22 protein-coding genes are annotated in these 19983 nt (G+C 63.4%); 12 read left to right on the forward strand and 10 right to left on the reverse strand.

The annotated features are described in order from the left end of the window. Positions 1-29 precede the first annotated feature (29 nt). The 4 genes from AC0L2C_RS15965 to AC0L2C_RS15980 form a co-directional block, all read right to left on the reverse strand. On the reverse strand, positions 30-800 hold the full coding sequence (locus tag AC0L2C_RS15965; RefSeq protein ID WP_091592422.1) for a transporter substrate-binding domain-containing protein: 771 nt from the start codon (positions 798-800) through the stop codon (positions 30-32). Positions 801-1015: 215 nt separating this feature from the next. After that, positions 1016-2020: a cytochrome d ubiquinol oxidase subunit II gene (locus AC0L2C_RS15970; RefSeq protein ID WP_473523815.1), complete on the reverse strand. Its 1005-nt coding sequence runs from the start codon at positions 2018-2020 to the stop codon at positions 1016-1018. Between the two features lie 10 nt (positions 2021-2030). Next, on the reverse strand, positions 2031-3389 hold the full coding sequence (locus AC0L2C_RS15975) for a cytochrome ubiquinol oxidase subunit I (RefSeq protein WP_473523816.1): 1359 nt from the start codon (positions 3387-3389) through the stop codon (positions 2031-2033). Positions 3390-3412: 23 nt separating this feature from the next. Next, the gene (locus AC0L2C_RS15980) at positions 3413-3622 is read right to left on the reverse strand and encodes a hypothetical protein (RefSeq protein WP_091591945.1); all 210 of its coding nucleotides are present in this window, start codon (positions 3620-3622) and stop codon (positions 3413-3415) included. Between AC0L2C_RS15980 and AC0L2C_RS15985 the strand changes: the two genes are divergently transcribed. From AC0L2C_RS15985 to AC0L2C_RS16000, 4 genes are all read left to right on the forward strand, one after another. Then, positions 3609-4535 (forward strand): ABC transporter ATP-binding protein, encoded by a 927-nt coding sequence (locus AC0L2C_RS15985; protein ID WP_473523817.1) that lies wholly within the window; start codon positions 3609-3611, stop codon positions 4533-4535. The two genes, AC0L2C_RS15980 and AC0L2C_RS15985, sit on opposite strands and share 14 nt — an antisense overlap. Beyond that, positions 4532-5293, forward strand: coding sequence for an ABC transporter permease (locus tag AC0L2C_RS15990; protein ID WP_027154718.1), 762 nt, complete (start codon positions 4532-4534; stop codon positions 5291-5293). The genes AC0L2C_RS15985 and AC0L2C_RS15990 overlap by 4 nt, the downstream gene beginning before the upstream one ends. A 162-nt stretch (positions 5294-5455) precedes the next feature. Further along, complete coding sequence (locus AC0L2C_RS15995) at positions 5456-5947, forward strand: MarR family winged helix-turn-helix transcriptional regulator (protein WP_128169309.1); 492 nt, start codon at positions 5456-5458, stop codon at positions 5945-5947. Further along, entirely contained in the window at positions 5944-6624 is a 681-nt protein-coding gene (locus AC0L2C_RS16000; protein ID WP_473523818.1) for a GNAT family N-acetyltransferase, read from the forward strand. The genes AC0L2C_RS15995 and AC0L2C_RS16000 overlap by 4 nt, the downstream gene beginning before the upstream one ends. A 90-nt stretch (positions 6625-6714) precedes the next feature. Here the strand turns inward: AC0L2C_RS16000 and AC0L2C_RS16005 are convergent, their stop codons facing one another. Continuing rightward, positions 6715-8703 (reverse strand): PhoX family protein, encoded by a 1989-nt coding sequence (locus AC0L2C_RS16005; protein ID WP_473523819.1) that lies wholly within the window; start codon positions 8701-8703, stop codon positions 6715-6717. A 204-nt stretch (positions 8704-8907) separates the two neighbouring features. On the opposite strand from AC0L2C_RS16005, the gene AC0L2C_RS16010 reads away from it, so the two are divergent. The 4 genes from AC0L2C_RS16010 to AC0L2C_RS16025 all read left to right on the forward strand — a co-directional run bounded on the left by AC0L2C_RS16010 (position 8908) and on the right by AC0L2C_RS16025 (position 12377). Continuing rightward, positions 8908-9246, forward strand: a complete 339-nt coding sequence (locus AC0L2C_RS16010; RefSeq protein WP_027154722.1) for a hypothetical protein — start codon at positions 8908-8910, stop codon at positions 9244-9246. A gap of 118 nt (positions 9247-9364) precedes the next feature. Beyond that, positions 9365-10066, forward strand: a complete 702-nt coding sequence (locus tag AC0L2C_RS16015; protein WP_287344283.1) for a phosphatase PAP2 family protein — start codon at positions 9365-9367, stop codon at positions 10064-10066. Positions 10067-10265: 199 nt separating this feature from the next. After that, the gene (locus AC0L2C_RS16020; protein ID WP_023801411.1) at positions 10266-10535 is read left to right on the forward strand and encodes a helix-turn-helix domain-containing protein; all 270 of its coding nucleotides are present in this window, start codon (positions 10266-10268) and stop codon (positions 10533-10535) included. Between the two features lie 120 nt (positions 10536-10655). After that, complete coding sequence (locus tag AC0L2C_RS16025) at positions 10656-12377, forward strand: SulP family inorganic anion transporter (protein ID WP_473523820.1); 1722 nt, start codon at positions 10656-10658, stop codon at positions 12375-12377. A 45-nt stretch (positions 12378-12422) separates the two neighbouring features. Here AC0L2C_RS16025 and AC0L2C_RS16030 read toward each other — a convergent pair whose 3' ends face one another. After that, entirely contained in the window at positions 12423-13370 is a 948-nt protein-coding gene (locus AC0L2C_RS16030; RefSeq protein WP_473523821.1) for a CHAD domain-containing protein, read from the reverse strand. Next, on the reverse strand, positions 13367-13840 hold the full coding sequence (locus AC0L2C_RS16035; protein ID WP_023801408.1) for a CYTH domain-containing protein: 474 nt from the start codon (positions 13838-13840) through the stop codon (positions 13367-13369). The genes AC0L2C_RS16030 and AC0L2C_RS16035 overlap by 4 nt, the downstream gene beginning before the upstream one ends. A gap of 105 nt (positions 13841-13945) precedes the next feature. Here AC0L2C_RS16035 and AC0L2C_RS16040 point away from each other — a divergent pair, with 105 nt between their 5' ends. Genes AC0L2C_RS16040 through AC0L2C_RS16055 form a run of 4 tightly spaced genes read left to right on the forward strand, consistent with a single transcriptional unit; the run spans position 13946 to position 17686 of the window. Continuing rightward, entirely contained in the window at positions 13946-14674 is a 729-nt protein-coding gene (locus tag AC0L2C_RS16040) for a CerR family C-terminal domain-containing protein (RefSeq protein WP_128173929.1), read from the forward strand. After that, positions 14671-15624 (forward strand): HlyD family secretion protein, encoded by a 954-nt coding sequence (locus tag AC0L2C_RS16045; protein WP_023801406.1) that lies wholly within the window; start codon positions 14671-14673, stop codon positions 15622-15624. The genes AC0L2C_RS16040 and AC0L2C_RS16045 overlap by 4 nt, the downstream gene beginning before the upstream one ends. Continuing rightward, complete coding sequence (locus AC0L2C_RS16050) at positions 15621-16541, forward strand: ABC transporter ATP-binding protein (protein ID WP_473523822.1); 921 nt, start codon at positions 15621-15623, stop codon at positions 16539-16541. The genes AC0L2C_RS16045 and AC0L2C_RS16050 overlap by 4 nt, the downstream gene beginning before the upstream one ends. An 8-nt stretch (positions 16542-16549) precedes the next feature. Continuing rightward, complete coding sequence (locus AC0L2C_RS16055; protein ID WP_473523838.1) at positions 16550-17686, forward strand: ABC transporter permease; 1137 nt, start codon at positions 16550-16552, stop codon at positions 17684-17686. Between the two features lie 73 nt (positions 17687-17759). Here AC0L2C_RS16055 and AC0L2C_RS16060 read toward each other — a convergent pair whose 3' ends face one another. From AC0L2C_RS16060 to AC0L2C_RS16070, 3 genes are all read right to left on the reverse strand, one after another. After that, entirely contained in the window at positions 17760-18413 is a 654-nt protein-coding gene (locus tag AC0L2C_RS16060) for a glutathione S-transferase family protein (protein WP_128173931.1), read from the reverse strand. A gap of 42 nt (positions 18414-18455) precedes the next feature. After that, positions 18456-19433, reverse strand: a complete 978-nt coding sequence (locus AC0L2C_RS16065) for a threonine/serine dehydratase (protein ID WP_473523823.1) — start codon at positions 19431-19433, stop codon at positions 18456-18458. Between the two features lie 127 nt (positions 19434-19560). Continuing rightward, positions 19561-19884 (reverse strand): hypothetical protein, encoded by a 324-nt coding sequence (locus AC0L2C_RS16070; RefSeq protein ID WP_473523824.1) that lies wholly within the window; start codon positions 19882-19884, stop codon positions 19561-19563. Positions 19885-19983: the final 99 nt, after the last annotated feature.

Consider the following 19983-nt stretch of genomic DNA (forward strand, 5'->3'; position numbering starts at 1 on the left):
CGACCTCAGCCACACGCGGCGGGCGGCGATCACAGCTCAGCCGGCAGGTCCACCTTCAGCCATTTTTGCGAAATGGCGTTGAGGGCGCCATCGGACCTGGCGGCGGCGATGATCCCGTTGATCTTGGCCATCAACGCCGGCTGCTCCTTGTTCATGCCGATGTAGCAAGGCGAGTTCTTGATCAGGAACTTGAGCTCCGGCCGCTTGGGCGGGTTCTTTTCGAGGATGGCGGCGGCGACGACATTCCCGGTCGCGATCACCTCGACCTGGCCCGAAAGGAAAGCCGAAATAGTGCCGTTATTGTCCTCGTAGCGCTTGATCTCGACGCTCGCGGGCACAACCTTGGTCAGTTCGAGATCTTCGATCGCGCCGCGGGTGACGCCAACGGTCTTGCCGGCGAGGTCTTCCGCTTTTGCGACGGCGACGTCTGCCGGAGCGAACACGCCGTTGTAGAACGGAGCATAGGCTTCGGAAAAGTCGATGACCTTCTCGCGATCGGGATTCTTGCCGAGGCTGGAAATGACCAGGTCGACTTTGTTGGTCTGGAGATAGGGAATGCGGTTGGCGCTGGTGACCGGGACGATCTCGACCGTGGCGCCGAGCTTTTCGCCAATCAGATTGGCGATGTCGACGTCGTAGCCTTGTGGCGTCATGTCGGCGCCGACACTGCCGAAGGGCGGGAAATCCTGTGGAACGGCGATGCGGACGGTGCCGCGCGCCGCGATGTCGCTCAAGGCGTCGGCCCGCGCCTGCGGAAACGAAGCCATGGCCATTCCAACGGCGGCGGAGAAGGCCAGCATGCAGACATTGCGACGGTTCATTATCTTTCCCTTTGACTGGACAAAACCAATTGGTCGCCAGGGCAAAGCAACAGACATGCCAAACCATCGAAATCGCTGCGAATCGGACTTTCCCGGCGGAATTGGCAAGGTGGGATTGGCAAGGCAGTCTTCACGAGCCGCTGCCGCCCGAGCAATCGACTGCCTAAATATTGTGCAGTTCGGCGGTTTGCCAGTCAGTCGTAGCTCAGATCCGTCGCCTTGCCGCCGAAGACGCGGTAGGCATAAAACGAATAGAAAATGATGATCGGCAGCACCACCACCGTGCCGGCCAGGATGATGGCGAGGCTTTCCGGCGCGGACGCCGCCTGCCAGATGGTCAGCCTGTCGGGCACGACGAAGGGATAGAACGACCAGGCGAGGCCGGCAAAGCCCAGCGTGAAGATGGCGGCCAGCGTCAAGAACGGCGTCAGCGCATGGCGGTCGCCGGCGTTAGGCAGATGGAAGGTCTGCCGCCACAGCCATGCGAACAGCACCGCCGACAGGACCGGCAGCGGCGACAAATAGAGCATGGCCGGCCAGACGAACCATTTGTCGAAGATGCGCGGACTGGCGAGCGGCGTGGCCAGCGAGACGGCGACCATGCCGAGCGCGGTCAGCACCAGCGCCCGGCGCAGCCATAGCACCGCCTTCTTCTGCAATTCGCCTTCCGTCTTGTAGATGACCCAGGCTGCGCCCATCGCCGCGTAGGCGGCGGCAAGGCAGAGCGCCACCAGCGCGCCGAAGGCCATGCCGCCGAGGCCGACATCAAGGCCCAGCACATAGGTCCCCAGCATGTAGCCCTGCGCCAGCGATGCGATGACCGAGCCCAGAAAGAAGATGCGGTTCCAGCGATGCTTGTGACCGGCCGGCACCTTGGCCCGGAAATCGAAGGCAACGCCGCGCAGGATCAGGCCGACAAGGAGCAGGAAGACCGGAATGTAGAGCGCGGTGAGGATGGTGCCGTGCGCCAGCGGGAAGGCGACCAGCAGCAGGCCGACGGCCAGCACCAGCCAGGTCTCGTTGGCGTCCCAGAACGGGCCTATTGCGGCGATCATCGTGTCCTGCTCGGCGTCTCCGGCCGCTGCGAACAGGATGCCGATACCGAGGTCAAAGCCGTCGAGGATGACGTAGATCAGGATGGCAAGGCCCATCAGGCCGGCGAAGATGAGGGGGAGCAATGTCGGCCAGTCGAGGGTCATCGCCGTTCTCCTATTTCGCCGCCGGCTGCGACAGCGGCGCGTCGAGAAAGCCCGGCAGCGGCGAGGCATCGCCGTCCTTCGCCGCCTTCAGCGCCAGATAGACCAGCACGCCGAGATAGGCGATCAGAAGCAGCGCATAGAGGATAAGATAGACCGCAAGCGATAGCGCGACCTGGCTGCCGGCGACCGGGCCGACGGCATCGACAGCTTTCAGCACGCCGGTTACCAGCCACGGTTGGCGCCCGATCTCGGTGGTGTACCAGCCGGCCAGTGTCGCCAGCCAGCCGGACAGCGCCATCGGCACCATCACCAGCGCCAGCGGTCTCGGCAGGCTGTGCCGGCGCTTGAGGAAAAAGGCGGCCGACCAGGAGACGACGAGCATCAGGACGCCGGTGCCGACCATGATGCGAAAAGCCCAGAACACCGGGAACACCGGCGGGTGGTTGCCGGCATAGTCGTTCAGCCCCGGCACGACGCCGCTGGCGCTGTGCCTGAGGATGAGGCTGGCGCCATCGGGGATGGTGATCTCGTATTTGTTCTCCCTTGCCGCCTCGTCGGGAAGCGCGAAAAGGACCAGCGGCACGTTGGGGCCGGTGTTCCAGTTGGCCTCCATGGCGGCGACCTTCTGCGGCTGATGCTCGAGCGTGTTGAGGCCATGCTGGTCGCCGGCGAAGATCTGGATGGGGATCAGGATCGCCGCGGTGAAAACACCGGTGCGCAAGGCCTTCCACATCGATTCCGAACGGTCGCCATAGAGATAGCGCAGCGCCGACAGGCCGGCGATCAGGAACGAAACCGTCAGGCCGGAGGCAAGCAGCATGTGGACGAGCCGGTAGGGCATGGACGGGTTGAAGACGATCGCCCACCAGTCGGTAGCGTGGGCTACGCCGTCGCGCATCTCGAAGCCGACCGGCGTCTGCATCCATGAATTGAGCGCGATGATCCAGAAGGCGGACAGGGTGGTGCCGCCGGCCACCAGCACGGTTGCCAGCGTGTGGATGCGGTTGGAGACGCGGCGGAAACCGAACAGCATGATGCCGAGGAACGCCGCCTCGAGGAAGAAGGCGGTGAGTATCTCATAGGCGAGCAGCGGGCCGGCGATGTTGCCGACGGTCTCCATGTAACCCGGCCAGTTGGTGCCGAACTGGAAGCTCATGGTGACGCCCGAAACCACGCCCATAGCGAAGGACAGCGCGAACACCTTCACCCAGGTGAAATAGGCGCGCATCCAGGCGGTATCGCCGGTGGCGTTGTAGCGAAGCTTGAAGAACAGCAGCATCCAGCCAAGCGCGATGGTGATAGCCGGAAACAGGATATGGAACGAGATGTTGGCGCCGAACTGGATGCGCGAAAGGATGAGCGGGTCCATGGCGGGCTCCGGCTGCTGCTATGTCAGGGAAGATAGGCCGGATGCGCCAGGCGGTCAAAGCGGCGTGGCGTCACGCGAGGCGGAACGCCGCAGGACTGCGGCAGCGGTGGATGCGCCGATGTCCAGAATGTCAGGAGTGCCATTGACTTCCGGCCGCGCGCACCGACATTCAGCGGACTAAAATCAACAGACCTCCTTTCAAGCAGCCGTTTTTCAGCCATGCCATCGATCATTGCCATTTCCGGGGTCACCAAGACCTACGCCACCGGTTTCAAAGCGCTGAAGGAGATCAACCTCGATATCGAGCGCGGCGAGATTTTTGCGCTGCTCGGGCCGAACGGCGCCGGCAAGACGACGCTGATCTCGATCGTCTGCGGTATCGTCAACCGCTCGTCGGGCACAGTCAGCGTCGACGGCCACGACATCAGCCGGGATTATCGCGCCGCACGCAGCCTCATCGGGCTGGTGCCGCAGGAACTGACCATCGACGCGTTCGAGAGCGTGTGGGCGACGGTCAACTACAGCCGCGGCCTGTTCGGCAAGCCGGCCAACCACGCCTTCGTCGAGAAAGTGCTGCGCGACCTGTCGTTGTGGGACAAGAAGGACGCCAAGGCGATCACCCTGTCCGGCGGCATGAAGCGGCGGCTGATGATCGCCAAGGCGCTGTCGCACGAACCGAGGGTGCTGTTCCTCGACGAGCCGACAGCAGGCGTCGACGTCGAGCTGCGTCAGGACATGTGGGCGATGGTGCGCCGGCTGCGCGAGGATGGCGTCACCATCATCCTGACCACGCACTATATCGAGGAGGCCGAGGCGATGGCGGACCGCGTCGGCGTCATCAATCGCGGTGAGATCGTGCTGGTTGAGGACAAGGTGCAACTGATGCGCACACTCGGCCGCAAACGGCTGTTGCTGGAATTGCGCAGCCCGCTCGCCACCATACCCGAGAAATTGTCGCGCTACGCTTTGGAGCTTTCGCCGGACGGTGATCGACTGACTTACACCTATGACAACCAGAGCGAGCGGCCGGGCGTCGCCTCGCTGCTCCGCGACCTTGAGAGGGCCGGCATCCAGTTCCGCGATATCGACACGCAAAACAGCTCGCTCGAGGAGATCTTCGTCAATCTGGTGAGGAAGGGCGCATGAACCTGCGAGCCGTCTGGGCGATCTACAAGATGGAAATGGCGCGCGCCTTTCGGACCGTGCTGCAGAGCATCGTCTCGCCGGTCATCTCGACATCGCTCTATTTCGTCGTCTTCGGCTCGGCCATCGGCTCGCGCATCACCGAGATCGACGGCATCAGCTACGGCGCCTTTATCGTGCCGGGGCTGATCATGCTGTCGCTGCTGACGCAGTCGATCTCCAACGCCTCCTTCGCCATCTATTTCCCGAAATTCGTCGGCTCGATCTACGAGCTGCTGTCGGCGCCGGTGTCCTATCTGGAGATCATCATCGCTTATGTCGGGGGTGCGGCGACCAAGTCGATCATACTCGGCCTGATCATCCTGGGGACCGCGTCGCTGTTCGTGCCGCTGACCATCGAGCATCCGTTCTGGATGCTCTCCTTCCTGGTGCTGACGTCGGTGACCTTCAGCCTGTTCGGGTTCATCATCGGCATCTGGGCGAAGAGCTTCGAGCAGCTGCAGCTGGTGCCGCTGCTGATCATCACGCCGCTTACCTTCCTTGGCGGCAGCTTCTATTCGATCGACATGCTGCCCGGCACCTGGCGCACGGTGACGCTGTTCAACCCTGTCCTTTATCTGGTCAGCGGCTTTCGTTGGAGTTTCTACGGCAAGTCCGACGTCTCGATCGGCATCAGCCTCGGCATGACCGTGGTTTTCCTGCTTATCTGCATAGCGATCGTCGCGTGGATTTTCAGGACCGGCTACCGGCTGCGGAACTGACTGAACGGCTTGCCCAGGCGACGCAGCGCCAGCATCCGAGCGATTTTCCCGACCCAAGACGACCAAATCTGGTGACGACGCTTGAAAGCGGCCGTGCGATGGCGGCGCTTGATTTCCATATAACGTTATATATCATGTTATCAATTGCCTGGCAGGTTGATTATGGAAGACGTCATAAGGTCCCTTGGCTTCCTGTGCCTGGGCAGCAGGCTGAAGCGTATTGGCGAGCAATTGCAGGCGGATACGCAGCGCCTGCTCGACTGCCTCGATGTGCCGGTTCAGTCGAGCCAATACCCGCTGCTGGCTGCGCTCGACAGGCTGGGCCCGCTGCCAGTCGGGGAACTGGCGCAATCCCTCGGGGTCGCGCAGCCAGGTGTAACGCGGAGCGTGTCGCTTCTGGCCGAATTGGGACTGGTCGAGGTCAGTCCATCGGATGATGACCAGCGGCGCAGGATTGTCTGCCTTACCCTGCACGGCCAGCGGCTGGTCGATATTGCAAAGCACGACGTCTGGCCGCGCATCGAGAATGCCGTCGCGGATCTGTGCGCGGATCTTTCTGGGCCGCTTCTTGATCAGCTGGCCGCCATCGAGGACGGCCTCGCCGCGGCGCCTCTCGACCGTCGTGTAAAGAAGCCGGAAGGTGCCGCGCAATGAAACACCTGCTTGACCGTCCCGTGTGGAGCGCGCTTCGGACGCGACACCACGCCTTCGCGCAAGGTGACGACCTCGCCATGCGGTATCGGCCCTCGATAGCTCCCTTCGCTGCCAGTGCCGCGGACGATGCGGAAAGCCTGCAGGCGCTCGGAAAACTTGTCTCCCCAGGCGAGAGTGCGATCCTGCTTCAGGTGGACGCCATTGCTCTGCCCGCGGAACTTTCGGCGACTTCGACCGCGCCCGGGGTTCAGATGATTGCCGAGCGGCCATTGCAGATGGTCTCCGACGAGCGCGTGCAACGTCTGACGCGGGACGATGCAGCTGAGATGCTCGCCTTGGCATTGGTGACCAAGCCCGGCCCATTCACGCTCGAAGCCTTGAGCCTCGGCGATTTTTGGGGTGTGAAGATCGAGGGCCGACTTGCGGCGATGGCCGGCGAACGCATGAAGCAACCCGGCTATACCGAACTTAGCGGGGTGTGCTCACATCCGGAATTTCGAGGCGGTGGCCTGGGCAGGCTGCTGTCGCTGTTCGTGGCAAACCGGATAGCGGCGCGCGGCGAAGTTCCCTATCTCCACGCCTTTGCCAGCAACACCACGGCCATCGGATTATACGAGTCCATTGGCTTCAGGTTGAGAAGCATGATGAACGTGGCCGTGGTTCAGCGCGCCGAATGAGCCCATCAGGCGCATTCCCGCGCATCAGGAAAAGGAAGGATTTCGTATCGACGAAATCCTTCCTTGGCGCTGCTAGCGCCTTGCAGTGATTCAGACCGCGATTTTGCCACCGCCCTGTTTGGTGATGGCGACGACCGACGGCCGCACCGGCATATCGGGCTTGAAGTCAGGCCAGCGGGTCGATAGGTCCTCATAGTAGGAGGGACGGCCAAAAGCCTCCCAGTCCTCGCCGCCATCGGCAGGATGCTGGACCGCGACGAAGGCGGTCTGGTCGTCGGGCGTGAACAGCGGGCCGCAGAGTTCGGCGCCGATCGGCACGCGGAAGAACAGCTTCGAGGTCGCCCGCGCCTCGCCTTCGGTGTCGACCGCCCACAGGCCATCGGTGCGGCCGGTCGCCTTCGGGCCCTGGCCATCGGTCGAGACCCAGAGCCGGCCGGCCGCATCGATGGCGCAATTGTCCGGCATGCCGAACCAGCCATTGGCGGTCGTTGCAGTCGAGAAAGTAGCGCCGACTTCGGCCACCGAGGGATCGCCGCATTTCAACATGATTTCCCACTTGCCCTTGGTGGCAGTGAAATCGCCACCGTCCTCAACAATCTCGACGATGTGGCCGAAGGCGTTTTCGGCGCGCGGGTTGGCAGCGTCGACCTGCTCCGTCTTGCGCTTCGAATTGTTGGTCAGCATGACGTAGACCTTGCCGGTCGTCGGGTGGGGCTGAATATCCTCGGGGCGGTCCATCTTGGTGGCGCCGAGAAGATCGGCGGCAAGCCTTGTCCCGATCAGCACGTCGGCCTGGCTGGCAAAGCCGTTCTCGGCGGTCAACGGATCCTGGCCGTGAACCAGCGGCAGCCATTCCAGGGTACCGTCCTCGGCGAATTTGGCGACGTAGAGCGTGCCGTCGTCGAGAAGATCCATGTTGGCGGCGCGGTCCTCGGCGTTGAACTTGCCGGCCGTGACGAATTTGTAGACATAGTCGAAACGCTCGTCGTCACCTTGGTAGAACACCACACGGCCATCCTTGGCGACGATCGATTCAGCGCCCTCATGCTTGAAACGGCCCATGGCAGTGCGCTTCCGCGGCACCGAGGTCGGATCGTTGACGTCGACCTCAACGATCCAGCCGAAGCGATTCGGCTCGTTCGGCTCCTTGCCGATATCGAAGCGGTCGTAATGCGCAGCCCATTCATAGGAGCCGTCGGGAATCCCCAGGCGCTTGTAGTTGGCGGCTTCCTTGTGACCTTCCTGCAGCTCGCCCGAGAAATAGCCGTGTATGTTTTCCTCGGCCATGATGTAGGTGCCCCAGGGCGTGACGCCGCCGGCACAATTGTTGACGCTGCCGAAGACCTTCGTGCCGGTCGGATCGGCACTGGTCTTGACCCGGTCGTGGCCGGCGACGGGGCCGGACAGCGCCATCTCGGTGTTGGCGGTGATGCGGCGATTGAGCTTGCCGTCGCGCACCACCTGCCATTTGCCTGATACCTTGCGAATTTCGACGATGGTGCCGCCGTGCGCGGCTATCTCGATATCGACCTGTTCCTTGCTCAGTGGGGCCTGCTTGGCCTCGCCATCGACGATGCTGACAAGGCCCGGGAACATCAGATGCGGATTGGTGTACTCGTGGTTGACCACCAGCAGGCCGTGCTCGGCCGAGCCGTCTATCGGGAGATAGCCGACATAGTCGTTGTTGTAGCCAAACTGTCTTTCCTGGGCCTGCGCCGACTGTTTTGTCGGATCAAATTCCGGCGAATCGGCAAACAGCGGATCGCCCCAGCGCAACAGCACGTTGGCGTCGTAGCCGGCAGCGACATGGTGCTTGTCGTCGACGCCTGCCTCGACCTCGTCGAAACTGAAGACCGAGCCGCCGCCGGCGCGGGCATCGTCGGCGAGGATCAGCGCGAGCGGGCTGACGGTGGCGGCGATGGCGGTTGCCGCGAGCGATCCCTGCAGAAAACCACGGCGCGAGAATCGCGCGGCGATGATTTCGCCCATCGTCTGGTTGTCAGTGGGATTGGTTCCTGGCCCATCGTTTTCCTCGAGCAGGCTGGTGCGGAAATGGGCGTCGGGGCGATGTTCAGTCATGGGGGCGTGCCTCTGGCTCTTTGGGATGGCTGGAGCGTGTTGCTTGACTGACCGCGTATCGCCAGCAGATCACAGTTTGATGACGTTGCCGACCAATTTCCAGCCCGATTTCATGTCTTTGATCAGGCCGCTTGACCGCGACCGACGCTTCCGAAACAAGATCTGCGGCAGGCGCGGAAGCACTGCGTCGGGAGGAACAAAAAAGTGAGTTTCTGGGGACTGGGGCAGCTCGGCATTTCGACGGTGATCTTCCTGCTGGCGGCGACGGCGGCCAAGCAATGGGGGCTGGCGCCGAGCCTCGGCAAGATCGTTCTGACTCTGGCGCTCTATTCAGCGGGCAATCTGATCATGCTGAGGCTGATCCGTGAATTCGGCATGTCGGTGTCGTTCAGCCTGTCGGCGGTGATCCAACTGGTGTCGGTGAACGTGGTGGCACTGGTGTTCTTCGGCGAGCGCGTCAATTCGTTGCAGGCGACCGGCATCGTGCTCGCCGTCGCAGCGGTGGCGCTGATCACGCTCGGACCCTATCTGCAAAAACTGTAGTTGCGCATGACCCCGAAAATCGGAAACGATTTCGGAAAGGATCATGCGCCAAATCAAAGTGCTACAGCGTCCTTTGCGCGTCCAAAAGGACGCGCGGCGCTGTAAGACGATTGGCCCGATGAAGAATACCGCAAACAAGCTGCTCAACTGGATCGAATTCCCGGTGCTTTTGGCCGGACTGGTCATCGCTGGCGGGCTGTGGGGGTTCGAGGAACTGATGGAGGTGGCGCGGGACACCACGCCGCACGCCTTCGACACGGAAATTATGCTCGCCTTCCGTGAAGCGGGCCAGCCCGACAATCCGATCGGACCGCTATGGCTGGAAGGGGCGATGCGCGACATTACCAGCCTCGGCAGCGCCATCGTGCTCGGGCTGATCACAGTGGCGGTGATCGTCTATCTGCTGCTGATCCACAAGCCGGGAGCAGCGTTTCTGGTCTTCGTCGCGGTGGCGGGCGGGCAGGCCCTGTCGAGCACGCTGAAGCTAGGAATCGATCGGCCGCGCCCCGACCTGGTCTCGCATCTCGCCGACGTGGCGACGCTTTCGTTTCCAAGCGGCCATGCGATGCTGTCGGCGGTGACATATTTGACGCTGGGCAGCATGGCGTCGCGTTTCCTGCCTGGGCGAACGACCAAGATCTATGTGCTGGCACTTGCCGTGCTGACAGCACTGCTCGTCGGCATCAGCCGCGTCTATCTCGGCGTTCATTGGCCATCGGACGTGCTGGCCGGCTGGTGCGCCGGCTTCGCCTGGGCGATGCTGTGCTGGCTGGTCGCATGGGCGTTCCAGCGATGGCGCGGGCAGACCGCCGGCGCCTGAACCGCCCGTTCCGAACGACGCTGCGCCAATTCTCCTCTAAGTTGCGGCGGCTGGGGCGTGCTGGCCCAGCGGGCGCGCAGGCTCGCCAAGATGCAAACGGCCTGGTGTGCACATGTCTGACATGTGCATGATGATGCTTGATCCATCACAATGATGGTATTATACATGGAATGCAGACTCAGACGGGGGTTTTTAGCCGATGATCACTGCCGCGCAGATGCGCGCCGCAAGGGCTCTGGCCGGCATCGATCAGAAGACGCTCGCCGAGCGCGCCGGGGTTTCGCTTCCAACCATTCAGCGCATGGAAGCGAGCGACGGCGTGGTCAGGGGCGTGGTCGATACGCTGATGAAGGTCATCCAGGCCCTCGACCGGGCCGGCGTGGAGCTGATCGGCGAGAACCAGGCCAGCGAGCGCGGCGGCAGGGGGGTGCGCCTCAAGCCGGTCGTGCCGCAGAACCCGCCAGGCTGAGCCGAAATAGAGTCGCGACGGCGACCGCCGACAGTCCTGCCGACGATCCCGCCGCCTGCTTGGTTTTATGCGCGGCCGCTGTGCACTTTGGCGGCATGCATCAGGAGCGGAAGGCAGTCCATGCATCGAACCCGGCAGGCAATTCATCAACCGGCGCAGCCGACATTTTCCGAACTGTTCACGCCGAAGCTGGCGACGGTGCTGCGCGAAGGCTACACATCAGAGCACTTCAAGGCCGATGCCATCGCCGGACTGACCGTGGCCATCGTGGCGCTGCCGCTGTCGATGGCGATCGCGATCGCATCGGGCGTGTCTCCGGAGCGCGGGCTCTACACTTCCATCATTGGCGGTTTCCTCGTCTCGGCTCTGGGCGGCAGCCGTTTCCAGATCGGCGGGCCGGCGGGCGCCTTTATCGTGCTGATGGCGACAACCGTGGCACGGGTCGGCGTCGACGGGTTGCTGCTGGCGACGATGATGGCCGGCGTCTTGCTGCTCGTCATTGGCTACCTCAGGCTTGGCACCTACATCAAATTCATTCCTTATCCGGTGACCGTCGGCTTCACCGCCGGCATCGCCATCATCATCTTCTCCGGCCAGATCGTCGAGCTGTTCGGGCTAAAACTCGCCGGCAAAGAACCTGGACCGCTGGTGCCGAAGCTGATGGCGATCGGCGAGGCGGCCGGCACGATCAATCTCGCCGCCACCTTCGTCGCTCTGCTGACCATCGTCGCCATTGCCCTGATGAAACGGTGGCGGCCGAAATGGCCCGCCATGCTGATCGCCATCGGTCTGGCGTCGCTTGTCGTGGCGCTGTTTTCTCTGCCTGCCGAAACGATCGGCACGCGCTTCGGCGGTATCCCGCGCAGCCTGCAAATGCCGGCCTTTCCGCCGATCAGCTTCGGCAGGATGATCGACGTCCTGCCGGACGCCCTAGCCTTTGCGCTGCTCGGCGCGATCGAATCGCTGCTGTCGGCGGTGGTCGCCGACGGCATGACAGGAAGGCGGCACCGCTCCAACTGCGAACTCGTGGCGCAAGGCTTCGCCAACATCGCGTCCGCCCTGTTCGGCGGCATCTGCACCACCGGCACCCTAGCCCGCACCGCGACCAATGTGCGAGCCGGCGCGCATGGACCGGTCTCGGGCATGATCCACTCGGCCCTCCTGCTTGCCCTGATGCTGGTGGCGGCGCCGCTGGCCAGCTACATCCCGCTTGCAGCCCTTGCCGGCGTGCTGGCGGTGGTGTGCTGGAACATGTTCGAGAAGCAGGCCTTTGCCACGCTGCTGCGTGCCTCGCGCGGCGACGCGCTGGTGCTGATGGCGACTTTCCTGATCGTCATCTTCCGTGATCTCACCGAAGGCATCGTCGTCGGCTTCGCGCTGGGCTCGATCCTGTTCATCGACCGCATGGCCAAGAGCATTGCGGTTGAGCCGGATCAGGGACTGGTGCAGGACGATGTCGCCGACAGAACCGGCGCCGCCAGCGCATACGATTCCAGCGAGGCCAGCGATGCCGACACCGTCGTCTACCGGATTTCCGGCGCCTTCTTCTTCGGCGCCGCCTCGACCGTCGCCACGGTGCTGGACCGCATCGCCGACCAGCGCAAGAACTTCATCCTCGACTGCTCGGCCGTGCCATTCTTCGATTCAACGGCGGCCAACGTCATCGAGAGCGCTGCCCACAAGGCGAGGCGCGCCGGCGTGCGCTTCATCATATCAGGCGCTTCGCCGCAGACACGCCGCATGCTGATCAACCACGGCGTCAAACGGCCGCTGGTGACATACGCCGCCTCGATCGGGGACGCGCGAGCGCAGTTGAAGAAAGCCGCGCCGGGAGAGGTCTAACCCTCTCCTCATCGTCAGCGATGTCGGACGGACGCAAGCACCGCGTCAGGCAGCGGCGCCGGGCGCGCTGGCGTCTTCGTGCGGCGCGGCGGCCAGATCGGTGCGCGCCTTGCGCGCGAGTTTTTTTGTCGAGCGCCTGGGCCTGTCGCCGAACAGATCGGCTGCCGCCGCAAGACAGGTCTTTTTCAGGCTTTTCTCCGAGCGCTTCAACAGCTTGCTCGGCAGTCGCGTTTCCTGGGGAGAGCCGAGCGGCCGGTCGTGGGCCTCGAGGAGCGTGCGCAAGACGAACACATCATGCAGTTCGCCCAGCTTTTCGCCAAGTTCGTCGACCGCCTTGCGCCGTGCCTTGATCGGTGTCGGCCACAGCCTTCCAAGCAGCGACAGATGCATGCCGTGAGTCTTTGCCGCCTTGCGCAGATCGTGGAAATCGTCGGCATCACCGCGGGAGCCCGCCTTGTCCAGCGCCTTTCTGGCGCGACGCAGAGTGATGCGGGCGCCTTCGGCAAGCACATCGGCGGCCTGTTCGGGCTGGTCGGGCAAGACCAGAGTATCGATGCGGCTGATGCCATCCTCGCAAGCGGCAGTCGCGGCAGCTATCGCGGCGCCGAGGCCAACTCCACCATGCAATTGGTGCTGGCGCGCCACCAGCGTGTCGCGAACGGCATCGAGACCGCCGCCGGCGCTTTGCTCGGGAAAGTTTTTTGCCAGCCGGTCGATGGTTTCAACCAGCGCGGTCGCCTCGCGCGGGCCGGCAAGCAGGGCAGCCATCTCTCGGTAGCATTGGTTCTCGGTACTGCAAAATGTTTCGTCTCCGGGACGGACCAGGCGCAGCAAGGCACGCACCTTCTTCAGCCGCCTGCGGCATTTGTGCAGCGCCTGCTCCGGCCTGTCATGCGCCGCGTCCAGATGGACGAGCGCCTTGCCGATCTCCTCAGCGAGGATGCGCCTGACTTCGCCGGTCAACGGCAGGCGCGGATCGATGCGATAGCTCATGCGGCGATCTCCGGAATCCCCTCGAGGGCGAGCGACGCGTTGTAGAACCTGTGCTCGCCGGTGACTTCGCGGCCGAGCCAATCTGGCAGCATTTCGCCCTGCACGTCCTGCGGCGTCTCAAGCTCGGCGACCACCAGACCGCTGAGCATCCCGCCGAAGACATCGACTTCATAGAGATGGCCGCGATGCCTAACATGGTGGCGTGTCTTCTCGATGACACGACCGATTGCGAAGGCCAGCATCTCTTCCGCATCCGCCAGAAGGATCGGATATTCGAATTCGTCGCGTTCGCGGGCCTTGCTGCCGAATTTGAGCGTCAGCTTTGCCGAGGCGCCGTCGCTGATACGCACGCGGACCGAGCGGTCGGGCGCGGCAACGAGATAGAACTGGCGAATGCGGATGTCCGCTTCGATCAGATCCCGCCAGCCATCGCCGGAGACCAGGAACTTGCGCTCGATTTCCTTGACCATGGCTCCACACTAAAGCGCGTGCGGATGGAGATGGCAAGGTGGAGATCGACAGGTGGAGATCGGCAAGGCTTGACCTTAATCATTCGATTGATTAAACTGCGGGTCATGAGCAAACCGAAAAACGCTAAAATTCCGCGCCGCGAGGCATCCCCCGCCGAGATGACGCGCGCGGCACTTGTTCGCGCAGCGCTGAAGCTGTTCGGACGCCAGGGTTTTGACGGCACCTCGACGCGCGAGATCGCGGCTGAGGCCAGGGCCAATATCGGCTCGATCGCCTATCATTTCGGCGGCAAGGAAGGGCTTCGCACCGCTGCGGCCGACTATATCGTCGACACGATCCAGACCATTGCCGGCCAGGCGATCGGCAATCTGCAGGGCTCAAGCGAATCAGAAACGGGCGAACCAGAAACGGGCGACGCCGAAGCGGCGCGGGCACAACTGTTCACCGCGCTGGAGCGGATGGTGGCTTTCATCGTGGCAAGGCCGGAGGCCGGCGAGATCGTGCAGTTTGTCCTGCGTGAGCTGTCGCATCCGACGGCGGCACTCGACCGCATCTATGACGGCGTGTTCGAGCCGACGCATCGCCGGCTCTGCCTGATCTGGGAGCAGGCGACGGGCGAGGCGGCCGAAAGCGAGGCTACCCGACTCACCGTTTTCACGCTGATCGGCCAGGTCGTCTATTTCCGCATCGGCCGCGAGGCGGTGATGCGCCGCATGGGCTGGCGCGCGATCGGCGACGCCGAGGCCACCAAGATCGCGGCGGCAGTGACGGATAATCTCGGCGCGATTTTGGCTCGGCGTCACTTAACCGACCGGAAGGATCGTAGATCATGAGTTTCCTCTGCTCTGTGCCGCTCGCCGCCCTGCTTTTCAGCACCTGCGCACCGGCGGCGCCGCTCGCCGTCGGCTATGTCGAGGGCGACTATGTGCTGCTCGCGCCGATCGAGGTGGCGCAGGTCGAGACGATTTCGGTCAAGCGCGGCGATCGCGTCGCGCCGGGCACGCCAGTGGTGACGCTGGAAAGCGCCGACGCTAAAATAGCCGTCGCGCAAGCCGAGGCGGCCCTTGCCCAGGCCCAGGCGCAACTTGCCGACCTGCAGGTCGGCAAGCGGCCGGAAGAGATTGAGGTGCTCAAGGCGCAGGTCGACATGGCCAAGGCGCAAGCCGCCGACGCCAAACGCAGATACACCCGCGCTAGCGATTTGTTCAAACGCGGCACCGGCACCCAGGCCGATTATGATACGGCTTCGGCGTCGCTGGAAACTGCCAACGCGCAGCTCGGCCAGGCGGAAGCCAATCTCGCTGTCGGAGGCCTGCCGGCGCGGCCCGAGACGATCAAGGCCGCCGACAATCAGGTCAGGCAGGCGCAATCGGCGCTGGAGCAGGCGCGCTGGCGGCTGTCGAAGCGTGTGCTGGCGGCGCCTTCGCCCGGCCGCATCAACGATGTGATCCGCTATCCCGGCGACACCGCCGGGCCGACCGCGCCGGTCATTTCGATTCTGCCGGACGGCGCGGTGAAGCTCAGCGTCTATGTGCCGGAAAGCGCGTTCTCGTCGGTGGAAGTCGGCACGCTGCTCAACGTCCATTGCGACGGCTGCGGGCCGGACGTGAAGGCTCGCGTCAGCTACGTGTCGCCGGACCCGGAATTCACGCCGCCGGTGATCTACTCGCTCGAGACCCGGCAGAAGCTGGTCTATCTGGTCGAGGCGCGGCCGGAGGGCGACGCCGGCGCGCTGCAACCGGGGCAGATCGTTGATGTCGAACTGGCGGATATCGGCAAATGAACGTCATCGACGTCCACGGCCTGGTCAAGCGTTTTGGTGACAAGACCGTCGTCGACCATGTGACGATGACGGTGGCCGAGGGCGAGATCGTCGGCTTCCTCGGCCCCAACGGCTCTGGCAAGACGACGACCATCCGCATCATGTGCGGCCTGCTGACGCCGGATGAGGGCGAAGGCACGGTGCTCGGCTTCGACATCCGCACCGACAGTCTGAGGATCAAGCGCGAAGTCGGCTATATGACCCAGAAATTCTCGTTCTACGAGGATTTGACCATCGCCGAAAACCTGGAATTCGTAGCGCGGCTCTATGGGTTGAAGCCGCTCAACGAGCATGTCGCCAGGACGCTGGAGGATCTTGGCCTCACCTCGCGCAAGGACCAGTTGGCCGGCACGCTGTCCGGTGGCTGGAAGCAGCGGCTGGCGCTGGCCGCCTGCATCATGCACAAGCCCAGATTGCTGCTGCTCGACGAGCCGACGGCGGGCGTCGATCCGAAGGCGCGGCGTGAATTCTGGGACGAGATCCATCGGCTGGCCAGCGGCGGGCTGACCGTGCTGGTCTCCACCCACTATATGGACGAGGCCGAGCGCTGCCATCGCATCGGCTACATCTCCTACGGCAGGATGCTGGCCACCGGCACGGTCGACGAGGTGGTCAGGAATGCCGGGCTGACGACCTTCGTTGTGCAGGGTCCGCGCCTCGACCAGGTCGCTGCCGCACTCAGCGGCCGGTCCGGTGTCGACCAGGTGGCGCCGTTTGGCGCGACGCTGCACGTCGTCGGCTCCGACAAGACGGCGCTTCAGGCTGCGCTCGCCGATGTCGAGAAAGACCTCAAGGGCGTCACGGTGACGCCGGGCGAGACCAGCCTGGAGGATGTGTTCATCCAGTTCATGTCCGGCTCGAAGGACAATATGGGATGAAAAACGGGATAAACAGCGTCTTTTCCTTCGCCAGGCTCGGCGCGCTGCTGATCAAGGAGTTCATCCAGATGCGGCGCGACCGCATCACCTTCGCCATGATGCTGGGCGTGCCGCTAATGCAGCTGGTGCTGTTTGGCTATGCCATCAACAACGATCCAAAGAGCCTGCCGGCCGCCCTGGTGGCGATGAGCAGCGATCCCTATACGCGAGCCATGGTTTCGGCGCTGCAGACCACCGGCTACTACCGCTTCGACCATGTCGCGCAAAATGCCGCCGAGGCGGAATTCCTGATGGCGCGTGGCGACGTCGCCTTTGTCGTCACCATTCCCGCCGACTTTGCCCGGCGAGTCGAGCGCGGCGACCAGCCGCAAATCCTGATCGAGGCTGATGCGACCGACCCGGCAGTCGCCAGCGGGGCCATTTCGACGCTCGGCACCGTTGCCAACCAGGCGCTGCTCAGGGCGCGCGGCATGCAGGAGACGGCCGCCGAAGCTGCCCGAGGCCAGCTCGAAGTCGTTGTGCACCGACGCTACAATCCGGAAGGCATCTCGCAATACAACATCGTGCCCGGCCTGCTCGGCGTCATCCTGCAGATGACGATGGTGATGATGACCTCGATCGCACTGACGCGCGAGACCGAGCGCGGCACGATGGAAAACCTTCTGGCGATGCCGTCCAGCCCACTCGAAATCATGCTCGGCAAGGTGCTGCCCTATCTGGTGGTCGGCGGCGTGCAAGTGGCGGTGGTGCTGGCGGCGGCCAAGCTGCTGTTTGGGGTTCCCTTCACCGGGTCGTTGTCGCTGCTGCTTGCGGCGGTTCTGGTCTTCGTGCTGGCGCTGGTGCTGCTCGGCTACACCATCTCGACGATGGCGCGCACGCAGATGCAGGCACTGCAGCTCACCTTCTTCTTCTTCCTGCCGTCGATCCTGTTGTCGGGCTTCATGTTCCCCTATCGCGGCATGCCTGGCTGGGCGCAGATCTTCGGCGAGATCCTGCCGCTGACGCATTTCCTGCGCATCATCCGCGCGGTGATGCTGAAGGGCGCCGACCTGCCGGCGGTCGCGACCGAAATCGGCTGGCTGGTCGTGTTCGTGGCGCTGTTTGCCGGCGTGGCGCTGGTGCGGTTCCGCCGGACGCTGGATTAGGATCCAACTCAATAGCTCACGCAATGGCCGAGATGTCACCTTGGATGCATGACCATTTATTCGGATCGAGATTTTATGCCGGTCTGGCCTGATCCGGGACCGGCGGCAATTCAGGCGCATCCAGTCCTTTGAAGGGATCGCGCCAGGCGTCGATCTCTTCAAGCTGGCGATACCAACGACTGACCGAAGGATAATCGTCGAGCGGCAATCTGGCGATATCGTTGAAAGGCAGAAACGTCGCCATTCGAAAGTCGGCATAGGAGACCGAGTTTTCGACCAGCCAGTCTCGCTCGGAAAGCGCGGCCTCAAGTGTTGCAGCGGCCGTGCGAAAGTCTCTCAGCCCCTCCTCAACCCGGTGCTGATCGATCGGGCCAATCCCATATCGCTGCTTGGTGCCGCGTTCGAAATGCACGACGTCGCAAGCTCTTGCGAAGCTCTCTTTACCCCAACTGAGCCATCGGATCATCTCGGGTTCGTCGTCGCCGGTGCGCCAGAGATCCGAATGCGCGTCGCGTGAAAGCCGGCAGGCTATGGCGTCAGCCTCCCAGAGGCTGTTTCCCGAGCCTACGAGTATCGGCAATGAAAGATTGGGATTCAGCGGGCGATATCGCTCAGCCTGCCCGGGAGCGAAGGGCGATGCGAACTCAAAGTCGAGCTTTGCGTCGAGATAACGTGCCACGGCGACCGCGAGGCGAGGATTGGGATTGCGGCTGAAGAGCAGTTTCATTTCGTGTCAGCCTTTTTTGAATGGTGCCGGTTCGGTCGCCACCTAAGCCGCCGCCATGATCTCCGCATAGGTGCCGAAATCGACATTGCCGCCGGACAGCACCACGGCGACGCATTTGCCTGATAGCTCGATCTCGCCCGATGACAGCGCGGCCAGCCCGACGCAGCCGCCGGGCTCGACCACCAGCTTGAGATGGGCCATGGCGTCGCGAATCGCCTGTGCCGCCGCTCTGTCGGACACGGCAATGCCGCCGGCGAGATTCCTGCGGTTGATCTCGAAGGTGATCGCGCCCGGCTCGGCGGTGAGGAGCGCGTCGCAGATCGAAGTGTGGCCGGGTTCGATCGAAACCCGAGCACCTCTGGCCAGTGAACGACAGGTGTCGTCGAAATGCTCGGGTTCCACCGCCCAGACGGCGGTGCCCGGCGAGGCGTCCTTGACCGCGATGGAGATGCCGCTGCTCAGGCCGCCGCCGCCGCAGGGGATGACGACCGCGTCGAGGCTCACCCCGAGTGCTTTCGCCTGCGCCATCAGTTCGAGGCCGATCGTTCCCTGGCCGGCGATGATGGCCGGGTCGTCGAAAGGCGGCACCAGGACCATGCCCCGTTCCATGTACGGGCGAACCACCGCCATGCGATCGTCGCGAAACCGGTCGAACGGAACCACTTCGGCGCCCATTTTCCTGACATTGCCGACCTTCATTGCCGGCGCATCGGTGGGCATGGCGATAACCGCCTTGACGCCGAACATCGCCGCCGACGCGGCGACGCCTTGCGCGTGGTTGCCCGACGAGAAGGCGACGACGCCGCGGCTGCGCTGCTCATCGCTCAGCGACGACAGTTTGTTGTAGGCGCCGCGGAACTTGAACGAGCCGGTGCGCTGCAGCGTCTCCGGCTTGAACAGGATCCTGGCGTCGAAACGCTTGTTCAGTTCCGGTGATTCGATCAGCGGCGTTTCGACGATCAGGCCGGACAATCGCGTTGCTGCGCGGTGGATATCGGCGATGCCGGGAGGGGTGGTCATGGTGAGGTCCTGCAGAATGAAACCGCCCCATGGTGCACGGAAAACCAGGCCGCGCACCACTGGAAAAATGTGACCGAGACAATTCGTGGATTGCGAGCAGAGAGTGGCGCTCCTCGCCGATCGCTCCTCACCCCAAAAGCGTCCGTTGCCGTTTGGCGCCGCCCATCTTGCGCCAGGTGTTGAAGCGATGGGTGGCGGCGGCGAAGGATATCTTCATCTGCTGGGCAACCGAATAGCGCGACTTGCCCTCGTCGAACAGGCGGTAGCAGCATTCGACGCCCTCCTCGGTCAGCTTGCCGTCGGGGGCCTTGTTGTGCGGATTGGCCGGGTCGAATTTCTCGACCTGCTGCTCGACCAGGCCCCTCAGGCGCTGCAGATCGGCCTCGATGCTGGCGATCAGGTCGAGAACGGGTTTCGGGTCAAATGCATGGGTGGGCTGTTTTGCCGGCATCCGGGTTCCTTTCGCTTGGCTTAAGCCCACTATATAGGTGAACATTCGCCAATAATGAAGGGCGCTGGCGGAGGATTCCCGCAACCATAAATTTGAACC

This window comes from Mesorhizobium sp. WSM4845, assembly GCF_055811455.1.

Excerpts from the sequence above, each read along its gene's own strand:
- AC0L2C_RS15965 (WP_091592422.1), bottom strand. The coding sequence starts at position 800 with ATGCTGGCCTTCTCCGCCGCCGTTGGAATGGCCATGGCTTCGTTTCCG.
- AC0L2C_RS15970 (WP_473523815.1), bottom strand. The coding sequence starts at position 2,020 with ATGACCCTCGACTGGCCGACATTGCTCCCCCTCATCTTCGCCGGCCTG.
- AC0L2C_RS15975 (WP_473523816.1), bottom strand. The coding sequence starts at position 3,389 with ATGGACCCGCTCATCCTTTCGCGCATCCAGTTCGGCGCCAACATCTCG.
- AC0L2C_RS15985 (WP_473523817.1), top strand. The coding sequence starts at position 3,609 with ATGCCATCGATCATTGCCATTTCCGGGGTCACCAAGACCTACGCCACC.
- AC0L2C_RS15980 (WP_091591945.1), bottom strand. The coding sequence starts at position 3,622 with ATGATCGATGGCATGGCTGAAAAACGGCTGCTTGAAAGGAGGTCTGTT.
- AC0L2C_RS15990 (WP_027154718.1), top strand. The coding sequence starts at position 4,532 with ATGAACCTGCGAGCCGTCTGGGCGATCTACAAGATGGAAATGGCGCGC.
- AC0L2C_RS15995 (WP_128169309.1), top strand. The coding sequence starts at position 5,456 with ATGGAAGACGTCATAAGGTCCCTTGGCTTCCTGTGCCTGGGCAGCAGG.
- AC0L2C_RS16000 (WP_473523818.1), top strand. The coding sequence starts at position 5,944 with ATGAAACACCTGCTTGACCGTCCCGTGTGGAGCGCGCTTCGGACGCGA.
- AC0L2C_RS16005 (WP_473523819.1), bottom strand. The coding sequence starts at position 8,703 with ATGACTGAACATCGCCCCGACGCCCATTTCCGCACCAGCCTGCTCGAG.
- AC0L2C_RS16015 (WP_287344283.1), top strand. The coding sequence starts at position 9,365 with ATGAAGAATACCGCAAACAAGCTGCTCAACTGGATCGAATTCCCGGTG.
- AC0L2C_RS16020 (WP_023801411.1), top strand. The coding sequence starts at position 10,266 with ATGATCACTGCCGCGCAGATGCGCGCCGCAAGGGCTCTGGCCGGCATC.
- AC0L2C_RS16025 (WP_473523820.1), top strand. The coding sequence starts at position 10,656 with ATGCATCGAACCCGGCAGGCAATTCATCAACCGGCGCAGCCGACATTT.
- AC0L2C_RS16030 (WP_473523821.1), bottom strand. The coding sequence starts at position 13,370 with ATGAGCTATCGCATCGATCCGCGCCTGCCGTTGACCGGCGAAGTCAGG.
- AC0L2C_RS16035 (WP_023801408.1), bottom strand. The coding sequence starts at position 13,840 with ATGGTCAAGGAAATCGAGCGCAAGTTCCTGGTCTCCGGCGATGGCTGG.
- AC0L2C_RS16040 (WP_128173929.1), top strand. The coding sequence starts at position 13,946 with ATGAGCAAACCGAAAAACGCTAAAATTCCGCGCCGCGAGGCATCCCCC.
- AC0L2C_RS16045 (WP_023801406.1), top strand. The coding sequence starts at position 14,671 with ATGAGTTTCCTCTGCTCTGTGCCGCTCGCCGCCCTGCTTTTCAGCACC.
- AC0L2C_RS16050 (WP_473523822.1), top strand. The coding sequence starts at position 15,621 with ATGAACGTCATCGACGTCCACGGCCTGGTCAAGCGTTTTGGTGACAAG.
- AC0L2C_RS16060 (WP_128173931.1), bottom strand. The coding sequence starts at position 18,413 with ATGAAACTGCTCTTCAGCCGCAATCCCAATCCTCGCCTCGCGGTCGCC.
- AC0L2C_RS16065 (WP_473523823.1), bottom strand. The coding sequence starts at position 19,433 with ATGACCACCCCTCCCGGCATCGCCGATATCCACCGCGCAGCAACGCGA.
- AC0L2C_RS16070 (WP_473523824.1), bottom strand. The coding sequence starts at position 19,884 with ATGCCGGCAAAACAGCCCACCCATGCATTTGACCCGAAACCCGTTCTC.